This is a genomic window from Sediminispirochaeta smaragdinae DSM 11293 (genome assembly GCF_000143985.1).
Taxonomy (GTDB): Bacteria; Spirochaetota; Spirochaetia; order DSM-16054; family Sediminispirochaetaceae; genus Sediminispirochaeta; species Sediminispirochaeta smaragdinae.
Map to the genome: position 1 here is coordinate 2,505,278 of NC_014364.1, position 17,454 is coordinate 2,522,731.

A 17,454-nucleotide genomic window follows, 5' to 3' on the forward strand; every position below is an offset into this window, starting at 1 on the left:
TTTCACGGCGTAACCTCGTCACAAAAGGGATTGTTCTTGTGCACACAAGGGACACAATGCCCCGTAAAATAGCCACTCATTCTTTCTACACGCCCCTTGTCCACTACCTGACCATTACACAGCAAAAACGAGTGGTCCGCCCTTTTCAGAACCTCGGGAGAGTGAGTAATCAAAATGACCGTTGACCCCCAGTTGCGGAGCTTTTCCAAAACATCAAAAATATAGTTGATAGCCTCGATATCGACACCGGAATCGGGTTCATCCATAAGAACCACATCGGGACGCATCGCCACGATGGAAGCCAGTTCGATGCGCTTGCGCTCACCACCACTGAGGGTTTTGTCTACATTTCTGACAAGATAACGGTCGGGGTCGAGACCGACAAGCTTCAGCATCTCTCCAGAATCAACGGAACTGCCTTTTGCCTCGGCGGCACTGCGAATGAAACTGTCCACTCCGATGCCTTGAAAACGGGCAGGCTCCTGCCAGGCAAGGGTGATGCCACGACGAGCGCGCTTATCAATCGGCAGCTTTTCGATACGTTCACCCCGGTGAAAAATGGCTCCGGTGTGCCCAAGATAATCAGGTAAACCCATAATGGTATGGGCAAGCGTACTTTTCCCGGCTCCGTTCGGGCCAACCACCGCGTGGATATGCCCCTCCCAGAAACTCATGCTCACCGAATCCAGTATCTTATGCCCATCCAAGATGAGCGTTACATTCTCCAGCCGAATCACCGTATCCGGCTCTTTATCCTCCATCACTTATCTCCCCTCGAGCAGAAGCTCAATATAATAGCGCTTTTCAAATTCCGTTTCCGCAATCCCCAAGCGGTCAAAGAGGGATCGAATGTTGTCCGCCGCCTTTTGCGGAGGTAAGGAATCCGTAGTTTCGGGAAGAACAACTTCGATCTCGATAAAGTAACCGAGGCCACTTACTTCACACAATTCGATATGCGCGGAATCAAGATAGTAGCTATATCCTTTTTTTTCTTTAGTAATATAGTGAGAATATCCAAAGAAGAAAAGCATATCCTCAAAAGAAGACGCAGGATCGACGTTGAATTCGACCTCGCGGTTTATCTCAACCTTTCCACGGAAAGATTTCTCTTTTCGGGTGACCACGGCTGGAGAATTTTCCAAGGATTTCGGATCGAGATAACGTATACGAATCAGTTGGTCACTGTCACGCATCCCCTTGGAGGGAGCATAGTAGTAGTCCAGCTTATGAAACGCAGCGTCAAAACGAGCCTCTCGTCGAAGGAAGTCCTCTATTCTATGTCGTTCTTCTTCACTTCGAACCCAAGCCTTTGCCTCAACCTCGAAGGACAAGCCCTACTCCTTCCAAGGGAAGATCATCCCCTTAAGACTACGATGCCCGACCAGTTCTCGTTCTTCGACAAGCAAAGCATCCCAGGGAATCTTTCGACGATTGGCTTCGGGTTCCTCCTCAAGATAATCGTACTTTTTCATCAGGATTCTCAAGGCGCCCTGCCTTGCTAGGAGAACAGAAGAGAGCCCCGGCATGAGAAGAGCCGTCAGACAACTAAAAAGCATGGTAAAAAGCGCATGAAATGCCATAAAAATGGTAAAACCCGTATTATCAAAAAAAAGAATAAAACACTTTTTCAGGATGGTTTTCATGTCGCCGGGAAGTTGCACAAGGAGAGGAAAAAACCACTGTCCGGCAAGCCACCACGCGATAGAAATCCAAAAGATGAGGCTCAGGGCAACAAGGCCGACCACTCCTCCAAGCTGATAATAAAAGGGTACGATTATGGTAAGCAGGAATATATGGACAGCATTGATAAGTCCAAAGAAAAACGACTTGGGAAGTGCCCTCGCTATTGCCTTGAAAAGCCCTCGCAAATCGGGCCGTTTGTAAGCGGCCATCTCGCCGGCGAGATAGGCAACGCCCCCGTTGTAAAGGGTTAAAAGAATGACAGCCAACAAAGAGACAAGCATGGTAACTTGCCACCCTTCTCCCAAAAGCATCGGCAGATATGCGGCAGCGGCAATAATGATAATCAGCCCCAGATTAAGGACAATGAGCGAAAGAAGATTGTCCCACCCGTCAAAAAACGCTTTCTTGATAAAAAAACCGGTCATAAGTATTATCCTATCCTTCTAAAGCAGAAGCTTCAAGCTGATCGCCGGTCGACTTTACCGAAGCGTAATGCGGGATAGGCAAGCCCGGATATGAGTCCGAGAAACAGCATTGCATATCCGATTCCCAATCTGTCGGCCGTAAGGCCAAAGAGCGGTGAAAAAATCGCCACCAGAATCGTTTTCAACTGACTCTCCCCCGAAAGCCCGGTAGCCATCACCGAATTCTTTATTCGATCGCTAAGCAGTCCCAGACTTGCCGGGCGCCGTACGTTTTCAAGCAGATAATAGAAGATAAACACGATGATTGCGGCGACTTTCAGGCCAAACAAAAGAAATATGCCGACCATCAGCATGGCACCTACCGAACAGAGGAAGGTGGCGTTCAGGCCACCATATTTCTGAGAAAAGCGATTATGAAACCTTCCTGATCGGCTGCTGGCCATACTCGTGAGGAGATACAAAACCATATAGACAATTCCCGAAATCAATGCAACCCGCTGATTTCCCTTCAAAGAAGCAAAGAGAGGAAGGGTCAAAGCAAGGCCCTTTAAAATCGGCTGGACGTAGTCCTTTACGGTTTTAAAGGAAGCATCAAAAAGACTCGAATTCAGAAGGGCTTGTCTGACCATGGGATCTCGAAACATGGAGAAAAAGTCCGTCACGGTTTGTTTCATCATTTCAACTCTTCCCCGGGACCTGCGATCGGCGCACTCTTCATCATTATCACAGGAGAAATCCAGCTCTTTCGGGTAGGTCAAAATCAAACCCATTGCCGCTACGTAGGGAACAATACTCCAGAGAAACACCACCCGGTAGCTGCCGGAAAAGAAAACCAGCAATGCGGCAATCAAAGCGGAAAGTGCAGAACCCTTCTGCGACCAGCCTCGCGTATGACCATAATACTCTACCTTTTGCTCGGCCATCCCGTTGCGCTTTAGGTACTCCATGATCATCGCCTTATGGGTTCCAGAACGGAAACTCTCACCAAGGGCAAAGGCGATCATAGCGATAGCGTAGAATGAAAAGCCGGGGAAAAGATAGAAAATTATAAAGCTGATAATATAACTAAGGAAAGCACAAATCATTGCAGTTCTGCGGCCGAGGGTATCGGCAACAATACCGGTTGGAATTTCCGTAATATTTGTTGCAAGCTCACGAACAGAATAAAGGACTCCTATTTGAAAAAAACTAATTCCCATTTCTCGGAAAAAGAGAACAAGAAAAGGGTCGAAAAACTGAAGATTTTTCAGGAATCCATACAAAGAAAATTTCCAAAACTGGAGGTCTTTCTTTATTTGAGATGAAGCCATCCTGTCCCCCTCTTTGTAAACAGCAAAAGGCCTCCTTCCTTGTAAAAGAGGCCATTGGTAGTGGATATGATAATATCACTGCATAATATAATGATTTTCTAACCTTTACAAGGATTCCCGGAATGCTATTCGCAAGGGTCCATAGTAATGATGTATGCACCGAATCACCCCGAAAGCTTTTTCAGCAGCGCACGATCTCGCCCCACGCTTCCTGCCCTGCCGCTTCCGTCACGGCGCGATTATAGAGCGGCCCCCTGCGGTTGGATGGCATTTTACTGTTATGAGACGTTTCAAGAACGAATAACCACGATTTGTATGAATACAAATCGTGGTTCTATGAGAATTGATCTTAGTTGCGACGATTATGAATTCGATATGCATCACTTACCAATAGAATTGATATGATCTGCTGTCCCATCAGTACATAGTACTCCTGCCACATCATCAATAAAGCAGCACAAGCATTACCAACCGATAGCCAGATATAACCTGCCGATTTAGATTTTGCAAGAAAATATGTACCGAAAAGAAAACCGGATGCTATTCCAATTTCCATGACTTGATTGAGAGTTATGAGGCCTCCAAAGTCGTAAAGACTAAGGCACAAACCGGTAACAATCATGCATTGGGCAAAATAGTTTAGCCCCCGGCATAAACCCAATGTACCGTTCCCCCGCCACACAATGATATATCCCATAAGAATAGCAGGAACACCACTTGTCTCAACGGCAGCGGCTATCCAGTTATGTTCCGATATGAAAATAAAAACCCAGAAAGGAACTCCTATTAGATAAAACATCCAGGCAGCCATACGCCACGTTTGTTGATTTCGATGGCCTTTTGTACGTTCGGCCATAGCAAAAAATACTTTGTTGAGAAGATAAAACAGGCCGCCCGCAAATTGTAAAAATAGATTAACCATATGTTGAACCTCAATGCGTCGAATACACTACTATCGATACATCGGCAGTACGATACCTAAGAAAAGACAGAGCAATCCCACGCTTTGCCTTTGATCATGTTAGTAGACACAAGCTGCCGAAACGCTACAGACCTTACAAAGAGAATGAAAAATTGAGTTTATTCGGAGGCGGTGGAGAGGTAGAAAAAGATATAGGGCAAAGAGAAAAAGGCTTGGCAAGTTTCGGGGAGATACTACTATTGAATAGAACTGTTTCAGCCATGATATACGCCCAAAACCCCAAGCAAAAATTGATACTATAATGTACCGTTCCGTATGAGCCTTGTCAATTCAAACCTGAAATCTCCTATACAGGATAGAATGCGCCATATTTCGTTCTCTTTGATATTCACCAATTACTGAAAAGTCATATTTTCCGTAATAGCTCATGTTTATTTCATTATTTGTTTCGAAAGATAGGAAAATTTACCTATATGATATATACTATAAGCCATGGATGCGTAGGTTGTTTTTCCTCTGGAATAAACGCTCCATAGTTGCTCCTATCAAGCCGGCAGAACATTGTTTCTGCCGGCTTTTTTGGTTAAACGCACAGGAGTTGCTACAGAATCCTATTCTTCTTTTTTTATTCGTAAAAAGATGCAACTGGAAAGTCCAAATACGATACCCGATAAAATCCATATCCCTGAAATTTTTATCATCCCTACTAACAAACTGTACACCAGAGAACCGATAATCCCACCAAACTGCATCATCAGCGACGAAAGCGACAAAAGAGATGATCGTTTTTCATCTGGAATTACCGAATTCAAAAGGGTTCCCTCTGGTATACTTAACATTCCATTTACCATGAAAAGCAATAAATATATTGTGGCAAAAGAAAATAACCTTGCTTGAAATGATAGAACAATTATCAAGGCACCTGTTATTATCCTGCCCATGAACAGTAACCAATTTGACTTATCGCTCTTTTTTCTTAAGATCAAATTTATTATACCGACACCTACCAACGATGCCAAAAAATATCCACTATTTATTACTCCGAAGATCCATGTCTTTGTTTCGCCTTTTAAAATCCAGCTCATTTTAGGCTGCCAATATAATTCTATTGCATTGAAGCAGAATCCCCAAATCATGGTTCCTACTATCAACAAGATAATATTCCTACTATTCACTACCGTGTTCAAAGACTCTTTTACATACTTACCCAATCTTTTGTTCGTTTTCGTTGTATTGGCCGGTTCTTTCACCACTATGAGCGTACATATGAATATGAAGAAAAGTATTAGGATTTGTGCCGTAAGATTACCATTATATCTATTTCGACCTGGAAAATACTTTTCCCAGACCATAGGTATTACTCCACCTGTCAAAGCCCCCATCGATAGTCCCAGAATTTCTCCCGCATTTAATATGCTAAGAAACTTATGAAGGTTCTCTTTCCCATGATCTTTGATGTATTTGTTTATGAACAAAGCCTCAATTGATCCCGATGAAAAGGCTCTTGAAACTCCATACATGGCAAACCCAACAAAAAGAGTAACAATACTATTGGAGAAAAAGAGAATGGTGTAGCCGACAATAGCTATGATAAGGGAAAACTGATAAACCGTTTTTTGCCCTACTATGTCAGAAATAATACCGCTTGGAAACTCAAATATAACGATGAATATTGAATAAAGAGCGGTAATCAAACCTAATGTATCTACACTACTGCCTTTTGATAGCATCATCAGCGACATAACAGAGGTTCCAATACCTACCGAAAACCAATGAGAAAATCGATTGAAAAAAGGTATGATAGATGCTTTCTCGATTGCCATGCTCTTATATTATATATTTACTTTTTTACCAACCAATGTCCACCATGCATATGAATCAACCATAACACTTGCATGGCACTCTAACTATTCTAAATATTCATGCTCACTAAAGTTATCAATACATACGGTTTTAGTGGCGAAGGGATTTGAACCCCTGACCGAACGGATATGAGCCGTTTGCTCTACCAACTGAGCTACGCCACCATGTTGAACGACGCACACTATACCAATCACCCTTTTTTATGTCAATATCTTTATGATTTTTTACCGGAAGGAGTACTTCATATGACACACTCATACACATTGACCGTCCGGAGTTACGAATGCGATATGCATCGCCATGTAAACAACGCGGTCTACCTTAATTATCTGGAAGCGGCACGAATGGGTTTCTTGAACGACGTCAACTTTGGTTATGAAGCATTTCTCGATGCAGGTTACGCTCTCTTCATCGCCAATATCAACATTGCCTACAAGGCTCCGGCCTTCCTCAACGATATGTTGACGGTGGAGACCACCCCAATAAAGCGAAAACGCTTATCTGGAATATTTCTTCAGGAGATAAAGAGACAAGAGGCCTTATTGGCACGAGCAGAAGTGACCTGGGCTTGTGTCAACCGCTCGGGTAAACCCGTCCCGTTGCCGGAAGAATTCTCCGGCCCCTGGCTTAATCCCGAACCTGTGACGGTGGCGTAAATCTCAGATCAGTTTAGCAGCCCGGCCTTGGGCCGTCAGCTTGGCATTCCAATAATTTCTTTTTAGATAATCCTGACGGTCCACAGGAACCTCTATGCGGCTGCTGATTCCCTGAACGGAACGGAGCGCCTTGGATAGCTGTGTAAGGCGGTCAAGACCTTCTTGTGTACCCCCATGGCCGCTATCCGACATTGTCAGTGTCTGAAAGAAGAGGTAGAGATGGCTGTAAGGATCGTTGTCCGCAAGTTTCTCTTCACGGGTGATCCTTGACAGCTCCTGTTTTGCCTCCTCAATTCGTCCGATTCTGGAAAGAATAAGACCACGCCATGCCCTTGCCATTTGATAGAGCACTCCATGTCCGCCGGGAACGGCAAAAGCAAGATCCTCAACACAGGCGAAGCCTGACTCCCAGTTCCACGGTAGGGGTCGGGAAAAGAGCTTGAGACGATCTTTCTCAAGTCGGCAAGAGGATTCAATGGCTTCGAAGGCCTGATCGTATCGTTCATCGAGAAAAGCCGCTTCGGATAGAAAAAAGAGATGCTCCGGATTATCGACAGAAGGGGATAGACGCTTCATTGCGGATTCGATTTTTCCCTGATAGGTTTGACACCTTGCTATCCAGCCCTCTATCATTTTGAAATACCCCTCTTCCGGATACAGAAGCGCATTGTTCAGGCAAATGAAAAATCGATTTAAGGCTTCTTCGTAACGACCAAGAGCAAACAATACACGGCCACAAAGGAAATCGGCATAGAGTTCCCATTGTCGTCTACCATTGTTACGTGCAAGGGCGGCACCTCTTTCGGCTTCCCGAAGAGCAGCACTCATGTTACCGCCTAGAAAGATAGCAAGGGCACTCCACAGAGCGACCTCCTCCGAATGATCCTCCTCATCGGGAGAAAACCCCGCTTCACCAGCAATGACGAAATAGTCCTTTGCCTCATCGATCCTGCCCATTGCAAGGATGACACGTCCGAGCAGAAGATTCGCCACCGCTTCTCCTGGAGTTCCGGGTAGATCCTGCAGCTCAAGGAGAGCCGCTTTGGCAGGCTCCATCGCCTTTCGATATGCATGAACGGCAAGAAGATACTCTCCTACGGCCAGACGACGCAGATTACGGATCTTCCAATCCCGAGGCTCGGGGCGTTCGTTGAAAAGGGAGATAATCTCTTTCGCAAGAGAATCTCGTCCTTCTTGAATTGCCGACAGCAAATAGAGTGCCTCCAAATGATCGCTGAGCTCCCCCTCCCCTGGCGAAAGCCGATGCAAGCTCTTTGTGGCCTCCTCAAAAAAAGGTGCCGCAAGCGAAGGGCGGCCGGAACATACCAGACTGCCGAGGCGATCGAGAAGCCACGAGGCACTCTGCTCCCTAGGCTGCTCCTCTACCATGATACTGTTGTTTCGATAAGTATTCCTGCCAGCACCCTTCTTATCCTTGCTCAGATAGGCGGTAAAGAAAGACACAAGCTTTTCACCTTCGCTCCCCAGCTCCCGTTTCAGGAAATCCCTCAACTCGGGAAAGACCGGCTGCAGCAGTTCTGACTCGGCTAAAAGCCCCATATCGATAAGATCGGTAGCGATGGTGCGGAATTCTCCAGGCTCAACCGAATCGATCCCGAAAAGCTCCCGTAGCCGCTCTGCAGAATAGAGCCCTCCGGTAATAAGGGCAAGATAGAGCAATTTTTGGTGAAAGGCAGGCAGCTCGCGGATCAGTCGTTTTGTGGCAGCAAGACCGGAAAAACCCCTTGAGCCCCTGCGCAGCAACAGACCCATATGGTAGAGGCTTATCGCCGTTTCCTCTTTTTCAACGTCCAAACCGATAAGAAGCTCCTCATCTACCATCCGAGTCAACTCTTTCTGATGCCACAGTTGAAAAGCAATCCTGCTAACCGCATAGTCGGAAAACTCGGCCGGGAGCTCCTCGTCCCTACTCGAAATCACGGCAAGCAAGCCATCTTTGCCTTGGTGCAAGCCGAAACAACGGGAAAGAGAACGAATCGTCTCCCGCCTGAATCTATCAAGCCCCTCTATAAACAGAATAGGGGGAAGCAACGCCGCTTTCATCTCCGCAACGTATGCTTCAAGATAGAGGCCGAAAATCAGCTCGGCATCCTCTCTTCTCACCGTTTCAGGATCACGTTCAAGTAGGTGAAAAAGGGAATTCCAGCAAACCTTGGAACCGGGAGAAAGCGCGGACGCAATGCCCTTCCATCCCCGTCTGACCATCGCCTCCAGCAGAGGAACACCGACGCCGGTGAATCCCTCTGGAGGTTCTATACGAAGAAACGGGAGATCCTTTTTTCGAAATGCAATATGCCGTCTCAGATAGTCCAAAGCATGAATTTTTCCACTTCCCGGCGGTCCCCAAAGAAAAAGGATCCCCGTCTTTTCACCGTTAAGAAAGGGGGTAAAGCTATCAAGAAGCCCATCCATTGAGCAGTGGCCATCGAGAAACGTCAAAATCGAATCATGGTTGTCGGTGCCCTCTTTTCGGCTGCCAGTTACAAGAAAACCTCTTTCCACTTCGCTTAACTCAGCAAATGGAGAGAAAAGCTCGGCAGCACTAGGCTCCATCCAAAAGGAGCCATCAGGCTTTACGGTAAAAAGATAGCTCCAAAGCTTTGCTTCGAGCTCTTCATCATCTCCAAACTCCTCCTTCACAACAACAAAATTAAGGCCTCGGAGTTTTCTCGCCTTTGCCTCAAGCAAACTCCAGCCGTGAAGGAACTTTTCAAAGAGTCCTCCAAGTTCGCGCTTCCCAGGAGAAAAACGATAAAGCAAAACAGAACCGAAGTTCCGAGGGGCTCCGATAGCCGAACCAAGAAAAAGGTGATCAAGGGAGGAGCATAACTCATTGATAAGCTCCGGCTCTATCACTTTTAATTGTTCCAGACCATTGATTTCTATCAATACATCTACCATTATTGTTATTGTAACGTTATAGAGGAAAATGGCAAAGTAGAATTCATATGTCTTACATCAGCTATAAAGGAAAAAAGTATCGACAGGTGAAGTTTACATTTTCAACCAAGGCCCCGTTTGAAAAAATTCTGGAAACACTTAATCAAATCAGTTTCAACGGTTCGTTCAGAAGTGATGAACAGGCAATCTATGCCATTTTGGAGTTGGTAAGCAACTCCCTGCGTGCCCATAGAGAAAAAGCGGTTAAAGAGAAAATCGTCTTGAGGATTCAAGGGGAGAAGGGACGCACCCTTGTCCGCCTGAGAGACCTTGGAGGTGGTTTCGATATCTCAAAACTTCCCTATGATATTACCCAGCCCGTCAATGAAATTGACACCATCAGCGATGCATTTGAGGCATATCGGCAAAAAAACAATTATCGTCGTTTCGGAATGGGAATTCTGTTGGCCAGAAAGGTGTTTCCCGGTTTCAGACTCACCTTCGACGAGCGAAACGGCACTATTGCCGGCACCATTGTCGATCTTTCCGATAAGGTTTTCGATACGGTAGGAACCAGGTCTCCGGCCGGTGGAGCATTATAGTGATGGAACCACAGGAACGACGAATCGATCAACGTAACCATAGCTATGCAAAGGCCTTTCTTCCGGATCACAATGCCATTGGTTATATTCGTGATATTTCAACCGGTGGTTTCAGAATTGAAGCCTTGGGTGATCCCGGTATTCCTGAAAAGGTAGAAGTGACCGCCGTTTTTATTCCGAACGAGGAGATGCGCTTTCCCCCCTTCACCCTGCGGGGACGGGTCGAGTGGCGCCATGAAAATCCCCCGACAACCAGCCTTGGTATCGCCGTCACTCGCTATGTCAGTCCGGGAAGTGCCCGGCTGTTCCGTCGTTTTCGAAAGATATGGAAACGGCTCGCAACATAGGCTTCCTTATCAGAGGACCACTTCCGGAGGCTTTGCTCCCCCCTCCCAGAGGCGGTCGTCCCGCTCGGTAAAAGAACGGCCGTACACAGCCTCAAAGAGATAGCGAAAATCTTCCGGCTTCATCTCCATAAATTGCAAACCGTAATACGCCCTGTTTTCTTCATGATATTTTCTCATTACCCTGCAGGCTATTTGCATGGGGCGACTCGACAGGGTCAACCGAATGGAAAGATCACTGTACATTCCGATCTGGGAAGCAAGCTCGGCAGAGGAATGGGTAAAGAGAAGCCCCGATGCACTGATATTGACAATCTGAGGCTCATAGGATTCCACTTGTCGCTTTCCACCTGCAAAATAGCCGTTTTGCTGCAGGGAATGGACAAGGATCGAAGCGAATTCGCTACAGATGTCGAAGACCTGGAGAGTAAAGGGCATCCCTCTGCCAATGCCTGTCTGCAAAAGGATCACTCCGATCACATATTCTCGGTAACATATCGGCATGACAAGCTCGGAAAGGATACCCTCGTGCCCCAAATCCAGCAGCCAACTCTTAAGTTCCCCCCGCTTTTTGCCGCAGAAGAGATCGCTATCCCCGAGCGGAAGTTCCTCATCCACAACCATACGCCGCCCCTCCGCCTCCTCGAGGGAGGGAAAAGATCGTGAGGTGTCGGGCAAAAAAAGTGCATTCCCTCCGGAGGCAACTACAAGCTCTTCGAATGTTTCAGGCTTTTTTTCCCGAAACATTCGAATCTTGGCAACCTCCGCATATTGAGCGATGACCTGATTGAACTGTTCGAGAAGTCCCTGAATAGAAGAGGCATCAAAGACAGAAGAAAAGATCATCTCCTCTTGATCAACCTGTGCAAACTGGGATGTCCGGGGAAAATCAAGCTCAATGCGACTGCTTGCAATATCGAAACTAAGATGAATATCGCCCTCTGGAGGAGGCACACGCTCGAATTTCCTTTGAAGATTCTTCACAACCGTATTGGGAATCGAAATAAGGAGCTCTTCTCCACCTTCGAGGATGCTTCCTTCAAAGGTCATGGTGTGGTCGAAAAAATTAAAAAAGAGACGTACCGGCTCTCCTTTTATGAAAATTGGCTCGGAAGGAGAAAGCTGCTTTAACCGAAGTGTAGAAAGATCGACAAGGGAAAGAACCTTTGCCGAGGCCCGTTTCCGCTCACCGTGAACGGCAATCTCAATCTGCTGCTCCTCCATTTTCACGAGAACGAACTCCCGTTCTATTCTCCCCAGCGTATTGCCCATATCCACTCCTTTCAAAAGGATCAAGTAGGAAAAAATCTGCCGCAGCAATTTTCCATCCCTTTGCATAGTGTCTAAAAAAGAGGGTGCCTACCCTGCTGCCGCCTTTTTCATCGAAAAACCGCAAGCGCACCGAAGCCTTTTCTTCTGCCGAAAAAAGGGAAAAACGACCGACACGCAGCTCCCTAATGGAGCGGGGCTTTTCTTCCCCATCTTCGGCGACCCTGCGAGCCCGTTCATAGGCCTGCCGTATTTCCTGATCGATAAGCGGTGAATCCCTATTGGTGTCGGCAAAGAAACGGTATAGTTCCTGAACAACCTCCTCGAAACCACTCTGATCCTGTTCCGATCGGTAAAGAGCTCCGATTTCAGGATCCTCGGGATAGAGCGGAGAGGCCTCCTGACGTAAGAGGTAGAGAAAGAGCGATTGTTCTTCGCCACTATTGCCGCCGATAACAACAACATCATCCTGCTTCTGTGAAAACAGAAACAGTGCCGGTACTATCAGGAAAAAGATGACAAGATACAGAATAAGCAGCTTTTTGCCCATACCCTTTTGTATATCACCCCACCTCCTTTGTCAAACGCTGGACATCGCTCGGTCAGTCAGGATACACTTGTCATGGTATACTATAATGCGAATGTCTTTTTCGGAGGAGAGCGATGACCTACACCGCAGCGGAAAAAATTCTAAAAGCACATCACAGAGAAGGTGATTTTCTCAAAGGCAAGGAGATCGGCATTACCATCGACCAAACCCTTACCCAGGACGCCACAGGAACGATGGTCTATTTACAGTACGAGGCCATGAACATTCCACGGGTCAAAACGGAATTGTCGGTCTCTTATGTCGATCACAACACGCTGCAAAATGACTATCGTAATATGGATGATCACCGCTTTCTTCAGTCGGCCGCCGCAAAATTCGGCATCTACTTTTCCCGTCCCGGCAATGGAATCTGCCACCAGGTTCACCTCGAACGTTTCGGAAGGCCGGGAAAAACCCTTCTTGGAAGCGACAGTCATACTCCTACAGGCGGAGGATTGGGAATGATCGCAATCGGGGCAGGAGGCCTTGATGTTGCCGTTGCAATGGCCGGAGCGCCTTTTTATCTCACCTATCCCAAGATTATTGGTGTTAAGCTGACAGGTAAACTGGGAAGGATGTGCAGTGCAAAGGATGTCATCCTCACCGTACTAAAGCTTGAGACGGTAAAAGGCGGGGTTGGTAAAATTTATGAATACTTCGGTCCGGGCGTAAAAAGTCTGACCGTACCTGAAAGGGCAACCATTACAAACATGGGTGCAGAACTTGGTGCGACCACAAGCCTCTTTCCTTCCGATGAGGTTACAAAGGCCTTTCTTGAGCTGCAGGGACGAGGCAATCAGTGGGAAGAGGTGAAAGCCGACGAGGGAGCCGTGTACGACAAGATCATCGAGATCGATCTCTCAAAGGTGGAGCCTATGGCCGCTTGTCCTCATATGCCAGATATCGTTGTTCCGGTTTCAGAACTGGCTGGTAAGCCCCTTCAGCAGGTAGCCATAGGATCCTGCACAAACAGTAGTCTCGACGACCTCGGCGTGGCTGCCGACATCCTCGCCGGAAAAACGATTGCCCAGGGAGTGAGCCTCGGCATCAGTCCAGGGAGCAAACAAACTCTTTCGGCAGCGATGAAAAACGGTATCATCGAAAAGCTGGTGGATGCAGGAGCCAGAATACTCGAAAGTGCCTGCGGGCCCTGTATCGGTATGGGGTTCGCCCCCTCTTCGGGAGGTGTTTCCCTCCGTACCTTCAATCGGAATTTCAAGGGACGCAGCGGTACGGCCGATGCCCAGGTCTACCTGGTTAGTCCGGAAACAGCGGCAGCATCGGCTCTTATGGGTGCCATCACCGATCCTAGGGATATAAAAGGGGTGGAACGAAAAGATTATCTTGCCTACACCGAGATAAAAGACAATATGATTATTCCGCCTTTCGACGAAAAAGAAGCGGCAAAGGTGGAGATTGTACGGGGCCCCAACATCAAGCCCTGCCCCACGGCAAAGGCAGTGGCAGATAATCTGACGGCAAACGTTCTGCTGAAGACCGAAGACAACATAACGACCGATCACATCATGCCTGCCGGATCTAAGATTCTTCCCCTCAGGTCCAATATCCCCGAAATCTCGAAGCATGTGTTTGAAGCAGTCGATCCCGACTTCCCGCAAAAGGCCCTTGCCGCCGGTGAGGGAATCATCATTGGTGGAGAAAACTACGGTCAGGGCTCCAGCCGGGAGCATGCGGCCCTTGCCCCCATGTATCTCGGGATCAAAGCAGTTATTGTCAAAAGCTTCGCACGAATTCATAAGGCAAATCTCATCAATTTCGGTATTTTGCCCCTAACATTTTCCGATCCCGCAGACTATGACAAACTTGAAGAGGGCGTAAGCCTTTCTTTCGGGAACCTCCCGGACCAGCTGAAAGCAGGCAGAGAGGTGACCGCAACCCTTGTCGGGGGATCCGGCGACGGCACAAGCATGGTCTTCCTCCACGATATGGAAGAACGTCTCCTCAGCGTAGTTCTGGCCGGAGGACTGTTGAACTTTACCCGGCAAAGCAGTGGGCAATAATGGCAGACTACCTTAGTTCGGCCTTTGAGCTTCCCGTTAGGGATCCGGTCTGGGGTAATATCGGTTTGACACCCGAATTTAAGCGGCTGACCGATGAGGCGGCATTTCAGCATCTTGCAGGAATCAGGCAACTGGGGCCCAGTTATCTTGTCTACCCCGGAGCCGTTCATACCAGGCTTGCTCACAGCCTCGGTGTGTTTCATCTGGCAAGACGCCTGCTTCTGACTTTTGCCGGTCGTGAGGAGGAGTTGATTCTTGACCGCGATGAAATAACCATCTTTCTTGCAGCAGCCCTCCTTCATGACCTCGGCCATTTTCCCTTTGCCCACTCCTTCAAGGATCTTCCTTTAAAGAAACATGAGGCGATTACCGCTGAGATCATCAGCTCTTCCCGCCTTGCCGGGGTCATACGGCGGGAACTTGGGATCGATCCCGAGCTTGTCGCCGCAGTCATCGACCACGATCTACCCGTTCCGGCAGGAAAAACAGGAGAGCGGATAGGTCTTTTTCGAAGACTCTTATCCGGAGTGCTCGATCCCGACAAACTCGACTATCTCAACCGTGACGCTTTTTTTTGCGGTGTTCCCTACGGCAATCAGGATGTGGACAATATTCTTGACTGTACCCGTATCCTTCCCTCGGGAAAGGTCGGAGTAGATGCATGCGGAACCGTAGCGGTGGAAAATTTACTCTTTTCAAAATATCTCATGTACAGAACCGTCTATTGGCACAAGACGGTCCGTATCGCCACCGCCATGATAAAACAGGCGGTCATGATGGCCCTGACCGACGGGAAGATAAAACCTGAGGCTCTCTACGGACTCGATGACGATGCCTTCTGCCGCATGGCAGGTGAAACAGACTACCTGCCCCTTGAGCTTGTAGCATCGGTGCGCCGACGGCATCTTTATAAGATGGTGACGGAGTTTGACGAGGAAGAAGGAGAGCTTCTCATCGATTCGCTTTCATCCTCTCCTGAAGAGCGGCTCGAAGCCTCGATCCAGGCCTCTTCCCGTCTCTCTTCTCTCCTTGGCCGAGATGTTTCCCCCGAACAAATTATCATCGATATTCCGGAGCCGATAAGCTTCGAAACCGACATGGATGTCCTGCAAGGCGGTAGGGAAATCGACTTTGTTTCTTCCGGAACGCTTTTTACCACCGAGGTGGTCGGTCAATTTGCCAGAAGCTTGCGAAAACTGCGAATATGTGCCGAACCATCCCTCGCCGAAAGGCTTTCGGTCATGCGACAGGACAAAATTACGGAGTTGTTCCTGTAAGGTATGAGAGTAAACGACGCTGCGGCATTGGCGGAGAGGCTTTCCGTCGAGATGGTGATGGGGGGAAACATCCCTCCCTGGATCATGCGTTTTACAAAGGCTGCAGGTAAGGCAATAAACCGCTACTCCATGATACAAGAGGGAGAGACCGTCATCCTTGGAATCAGCGGGGGAAAAGATTCCCTGGCACTGGCACTGGCACTTTCGCTCAGGTTAAAATGGCTGCCGATCAGCTACAAGCTTCATGGTCTGCATATCGACTGGGAGGAGTATCCCGTTCCCGATCAGAAATTAACAGCCTTACGCCGCTACTTCGATCTGCTTGGAATCCCGCTGGAAACGGTTCGTGCGAGTATGTTTCCCGAATCCTTCGACGGGAAATTCAACTGTTATCTCTGCAGTAGAAACAGGCGTCGCATTTTTTTCGAGAAAGCGAGGGAATTGGGTGTCCGAAAGATTGCCCTCGGACATCACCTTGACGATATTGTGGAAACCACGATGATCAATCTTTTTTTCAGGGGACAGTTCGACAGCATGCAACCTGTTCAGGATTTTTTCGGGGGAGATCTATTCGTGATCAGGCCTATGTGTGAGGTGCGTGAATCGATCATACACAGACTTACCTCTGCCCTTGATCTTCCGGTGGTGAAGCCAGATTGTCCGTATCATGAAACGAATATTCGTGCACGTTTGAAGCCAATCGTACGGGAACTATCCCATATCGACCGCTATGCAAGGGAACATGTCTATAATGCCCTCAATTTCCCCACCGATCTCATGAAAAGCTTGCAACGGTGAGGCTTCTTCAATAGAGTTACTGTTGAGGCAAAGGAGAAGATGATGCAGGTATTTAATGTGATGGAAGAGCTCGTTCTTGAAATGGTGCATGAAATTTTCGAGGAAAAGCGAGGTAAAGGCTTCCCACTTGTCGACTGTGAACAATGCAGACTCGATGTAGCATGCTATGTTCTCAATCGGATAGAACCTGAATACCTCATCTCAGGCAGGGGCGTCGTCCACGTTCAGAACGAATTACGGCAAAATTTTCAAAAACGGGCGGATATTGTATCCCTTGTCAACGAAGGGATACGGATCATCACTCAGAATCAGCGCCCTTATTATGAGGCACATGAAGATGAATCGGCTAAAGAGGAAGGAATCTCCAGGGGCCCTTATTTTAATTTCCCGGCGATCATCGGTACGATCCTCAATGGAAAAACCTTCGAACCTGCGGAAAACCTCAATGTCTTTCTTTTCCAGGACGGTAAGCCTGTTTCCATGATCGACAGGAGCTGGCCCAATCCATATTTTATCGTCCGGAGCACAAGAGGTAGCTTCAGTTTCTGGCCCAGGCCGATCAAGGCGTCCCGAGAAAACGAAAAGAAAAACGTCAATCTCGAAATCAGGGCCGAAGCGGAAGGATTTCAGCCGATCAGACACTTTATCGATATTCAACTCACTGCCGTCCAAGCCTACTGTACTACCTTCTCCATGGAAAGGAGCCTGAAGGTAGGCAACCTCTATTTTTTCACAAAGGCCAGCGAGGAGGAACAACGGGAACTTGGGGTCGAAGACCTATAAGAGGTTACGGT

Annotated in this window: 16 protein-coding genes and 1 tRNA gene; 7 read left to right on the plus strand and 10 right to left on the minus strand. The window is 47.7% G+C overall.

What is annotated here, in order from left to right; all coding sequences use genetic code 11:
* Positions 1-2: 2 nt before the first annotated feature.
* The 7 genes from SPIRS_RS11800 to SPIRS_RS11830 all read right to left on the minus strand — a co-directional run bounded on the left by SPIRS_RS11800 (position 3) and on the right by SPIRS_RS11830 (position 6,367).
* Positions 3-761 (minus strand): ATP-binding cassette domain-containing protein, encoded by a 759-nt coding sequence (locus SPIRS_RS11800; protein ID WP_013254917.1) that lies wholly within the window; start codon positions 759-761, stop codon positions 3-5.
* 3 nt (positions 762-764) lie between these two features.
* Positions 765-1,331, minus strand: a complete 567-nt coding sequence (gene cyaB / locus SPIRS_RS11805) for a class IV adenylate cyclase (protein WP_013254918.1) — start codon at positions 1,329-1,331, stop codon at positions 765-767.
* 3 nt (positions 1,332-1,334) lie between these two features.
* Positions 1,335-2,108, minus strand: a complete 774-nt coding sequence (locus tag SPIRS_RS11810) for a hypothetical protein (protein ID WP_013254919.1) — start codon at positions 2,106-2,108, stop codon at positions 1,335-1,337.
* A 32-nt stretch (positions 2,109-2,140) separates the two neighbouring features.
* On the minus strand, positions 2,141-3,418 hold the full coding sequence (locus tag SPIRS_RS11815; RefSeq protein ID WP_013254920.1) for an MFS transporter: 1,278 nt from the start codon (positions 3,416-3,418) through the stop codon (positions 2,141-2,143).
* 349 nt (positions 3,419-3,767) lie between these two features.
* Positions 3,768-4,340 (minus strand): hypothetical protein, encoded by a 573-nt coding sequence (locus tag SPIRS_RS11820; protein WP_013254921.1) that lies wholly within the window; start codon positions 4,338-4,340, stop codon positions 3,768-3,770.
* Positions 4,341-4,951: 611 nt separating this feature from the next.
* Positions 4,952-6,163 (minus strand): MFS transporter, encoded by a 1,212-nt coding sequence (locus SPIRS_RS11825; protein ID WP_013254922.1) that lies wholly within the window; start codon positions 6,161-6,163, stop codon positions 4,952-4,954.
* Between the two features lie 131 nt (positions 6,164-6,294).
* A tRNA-Met gene (locus SPIRS_RS11830) sits at positions 6,295-6,367 on the minus strand.
* A gap of 81 nt (positions 6,368-6,448) precedes the next feature.
* Here SPIRS_RS11830 and SPIRS_RS11835 point away from each other — a divergent pair.
* Positions 6,449-6,859 carry an acyl-CoA thioesterase gene (locus tag SPIRS_RS11835; protein ID WP_013254923.1) on the plus strand — a complete coding sequence of 137 codons (411 nt, stop codon included), beginning with the start codon at positions 6,449-6,451 and terminating at the stop codon, positions 6,857-6,859.
* Between the two features lie 3 nt (positions 6,860-6,862).
* On the opposite strand, the gene SPIRS_RS11840 is transcribed toward SPIRS_RS11835, so the two are convergent.
* A complete protein-coding gene (locus tag SPIRS_RS11840) occupies positions 6,863-9,781 on the minus strand; it encodes a tetratricopeptide repeat protein (protein WP_013254924.1) in 2,919 nt (972 codons plus the stop codon).
* A 47-nt stretch (positions 9,782-9,828) separates the two neighbouring features.
* On the opposite strand from SPIRS_RS11840, the gene SPIRS_RS11845 reads away from it, so the two are divergent.
* Both SPIRS_RS11845 and SPIRS_RS11850 read left to right on the plus strand, forming a co-directional pair.
* Positions 9,829-10,362, plus strand: a complete 534-nt coding sequence (locus SPIRS_RS11845; RefSeq protein ID WP_013254925.1) for an ATP-binding protein — start codon at positions 9,829-9,831, stop codon at positions 10,360-10,362.
* Between the two features lie 2 nt (positions 10,363-10,364).
* Complete coding sequence (locus SPIRS_RS11850) at positions 10,365-10,709, plus strand: PilZ domain-containing protein (RefSeq protein ID WP_013254926.1); 345 nt, start codon at positions 10,365-10,367, stop codon at positions 10,707-10,709.
* A 9-nt stretch (positions 10,710-10,718) separates the two neighbouring features.
* Here the strand turns inward: SPIRS_RS11850 and SPIRS_RS11855 are convergent, their stop codons facing one another.
* Entirely contained in the window at positions 10,719-11,978 is a 1,260-nt protein-coding gene (locus SPIRS_RS11855) for a PilZ domain-containing protein (protein ID WP_245537584.1), read from the minus strand.
* A complete protein-coding gene (locus SPIRS_RS11860; RefSeq protein ID WP_013254928.1) occupies positions 11,911-12,525 on the minus strand; it encodes a hypothetical protein in 615 nt (204 codons plus the stop codon). Before SPIRS_RS11860 ends, SPIRS_RS11855 begins: the two co-directional genes overlap by 68 nt.
* 113 nt (positions 12,526-12,638) lie before the next feature.
* On the opposite strand from SPIRS_RS11860, the gene SPIRS_RS11865 reads away from it, so the two are divergent.
* From SPIRS_RS11865 to SPIRS_RS11880, 4 genes are read left to right on the plus strand one after another with little or no spacing between them, the layout of a single operon-like run.
* Positions 12,639-14,585, plus strand: a complete 1,947-nt coding sequence (locus tag SPIRS_RS11865; RefSeq protein ID WP_013254929.1) for an aconitate hydratase — start codon at positions 12,639-12,641, stop codon at positions 14,583-14,585.
* The gene (locus SPIRS_RS11870; RefSeq protein WP_013254930.1) at positions 14,585-15,862 is read left to right on the plus strand and encodes an HD domain-containing protein; all 1,278 of its coding nucleotides are present in this window, start codon (positions 14,585-14,587) and stop codon (positions 15,860-15,862) included. Before SPIRS_RS11865 ends, SPIRS_RS11870 begins: the two co-directional genes overlap by 1 nt.
* 3 nt (positions 15,863-15,865) lie before the next feature.
* Entirely contained in the window at positions 15,866-16,660 is a 795-nt protein-coding gene (locus tag SPIRS_RS11875; RefSeq protein WP_013254931.1) for an ATP-binding protein, read from the plus strand.
* A 39-nt stretch (positions 16,661-16,699) separates the two neighbouring features.
* Positions 16,700-17,443, plus strand: coding sequence for a late competence development ComFB family protein (locus SPIRS_RS11880; protein WP_245537585.1), 744 nt, complete (start codon positions 16,700-16,702; stop codon positions 17,441-17,443).
* Positions 17,444-17,454: the final 11 nt, after the last annotated feature.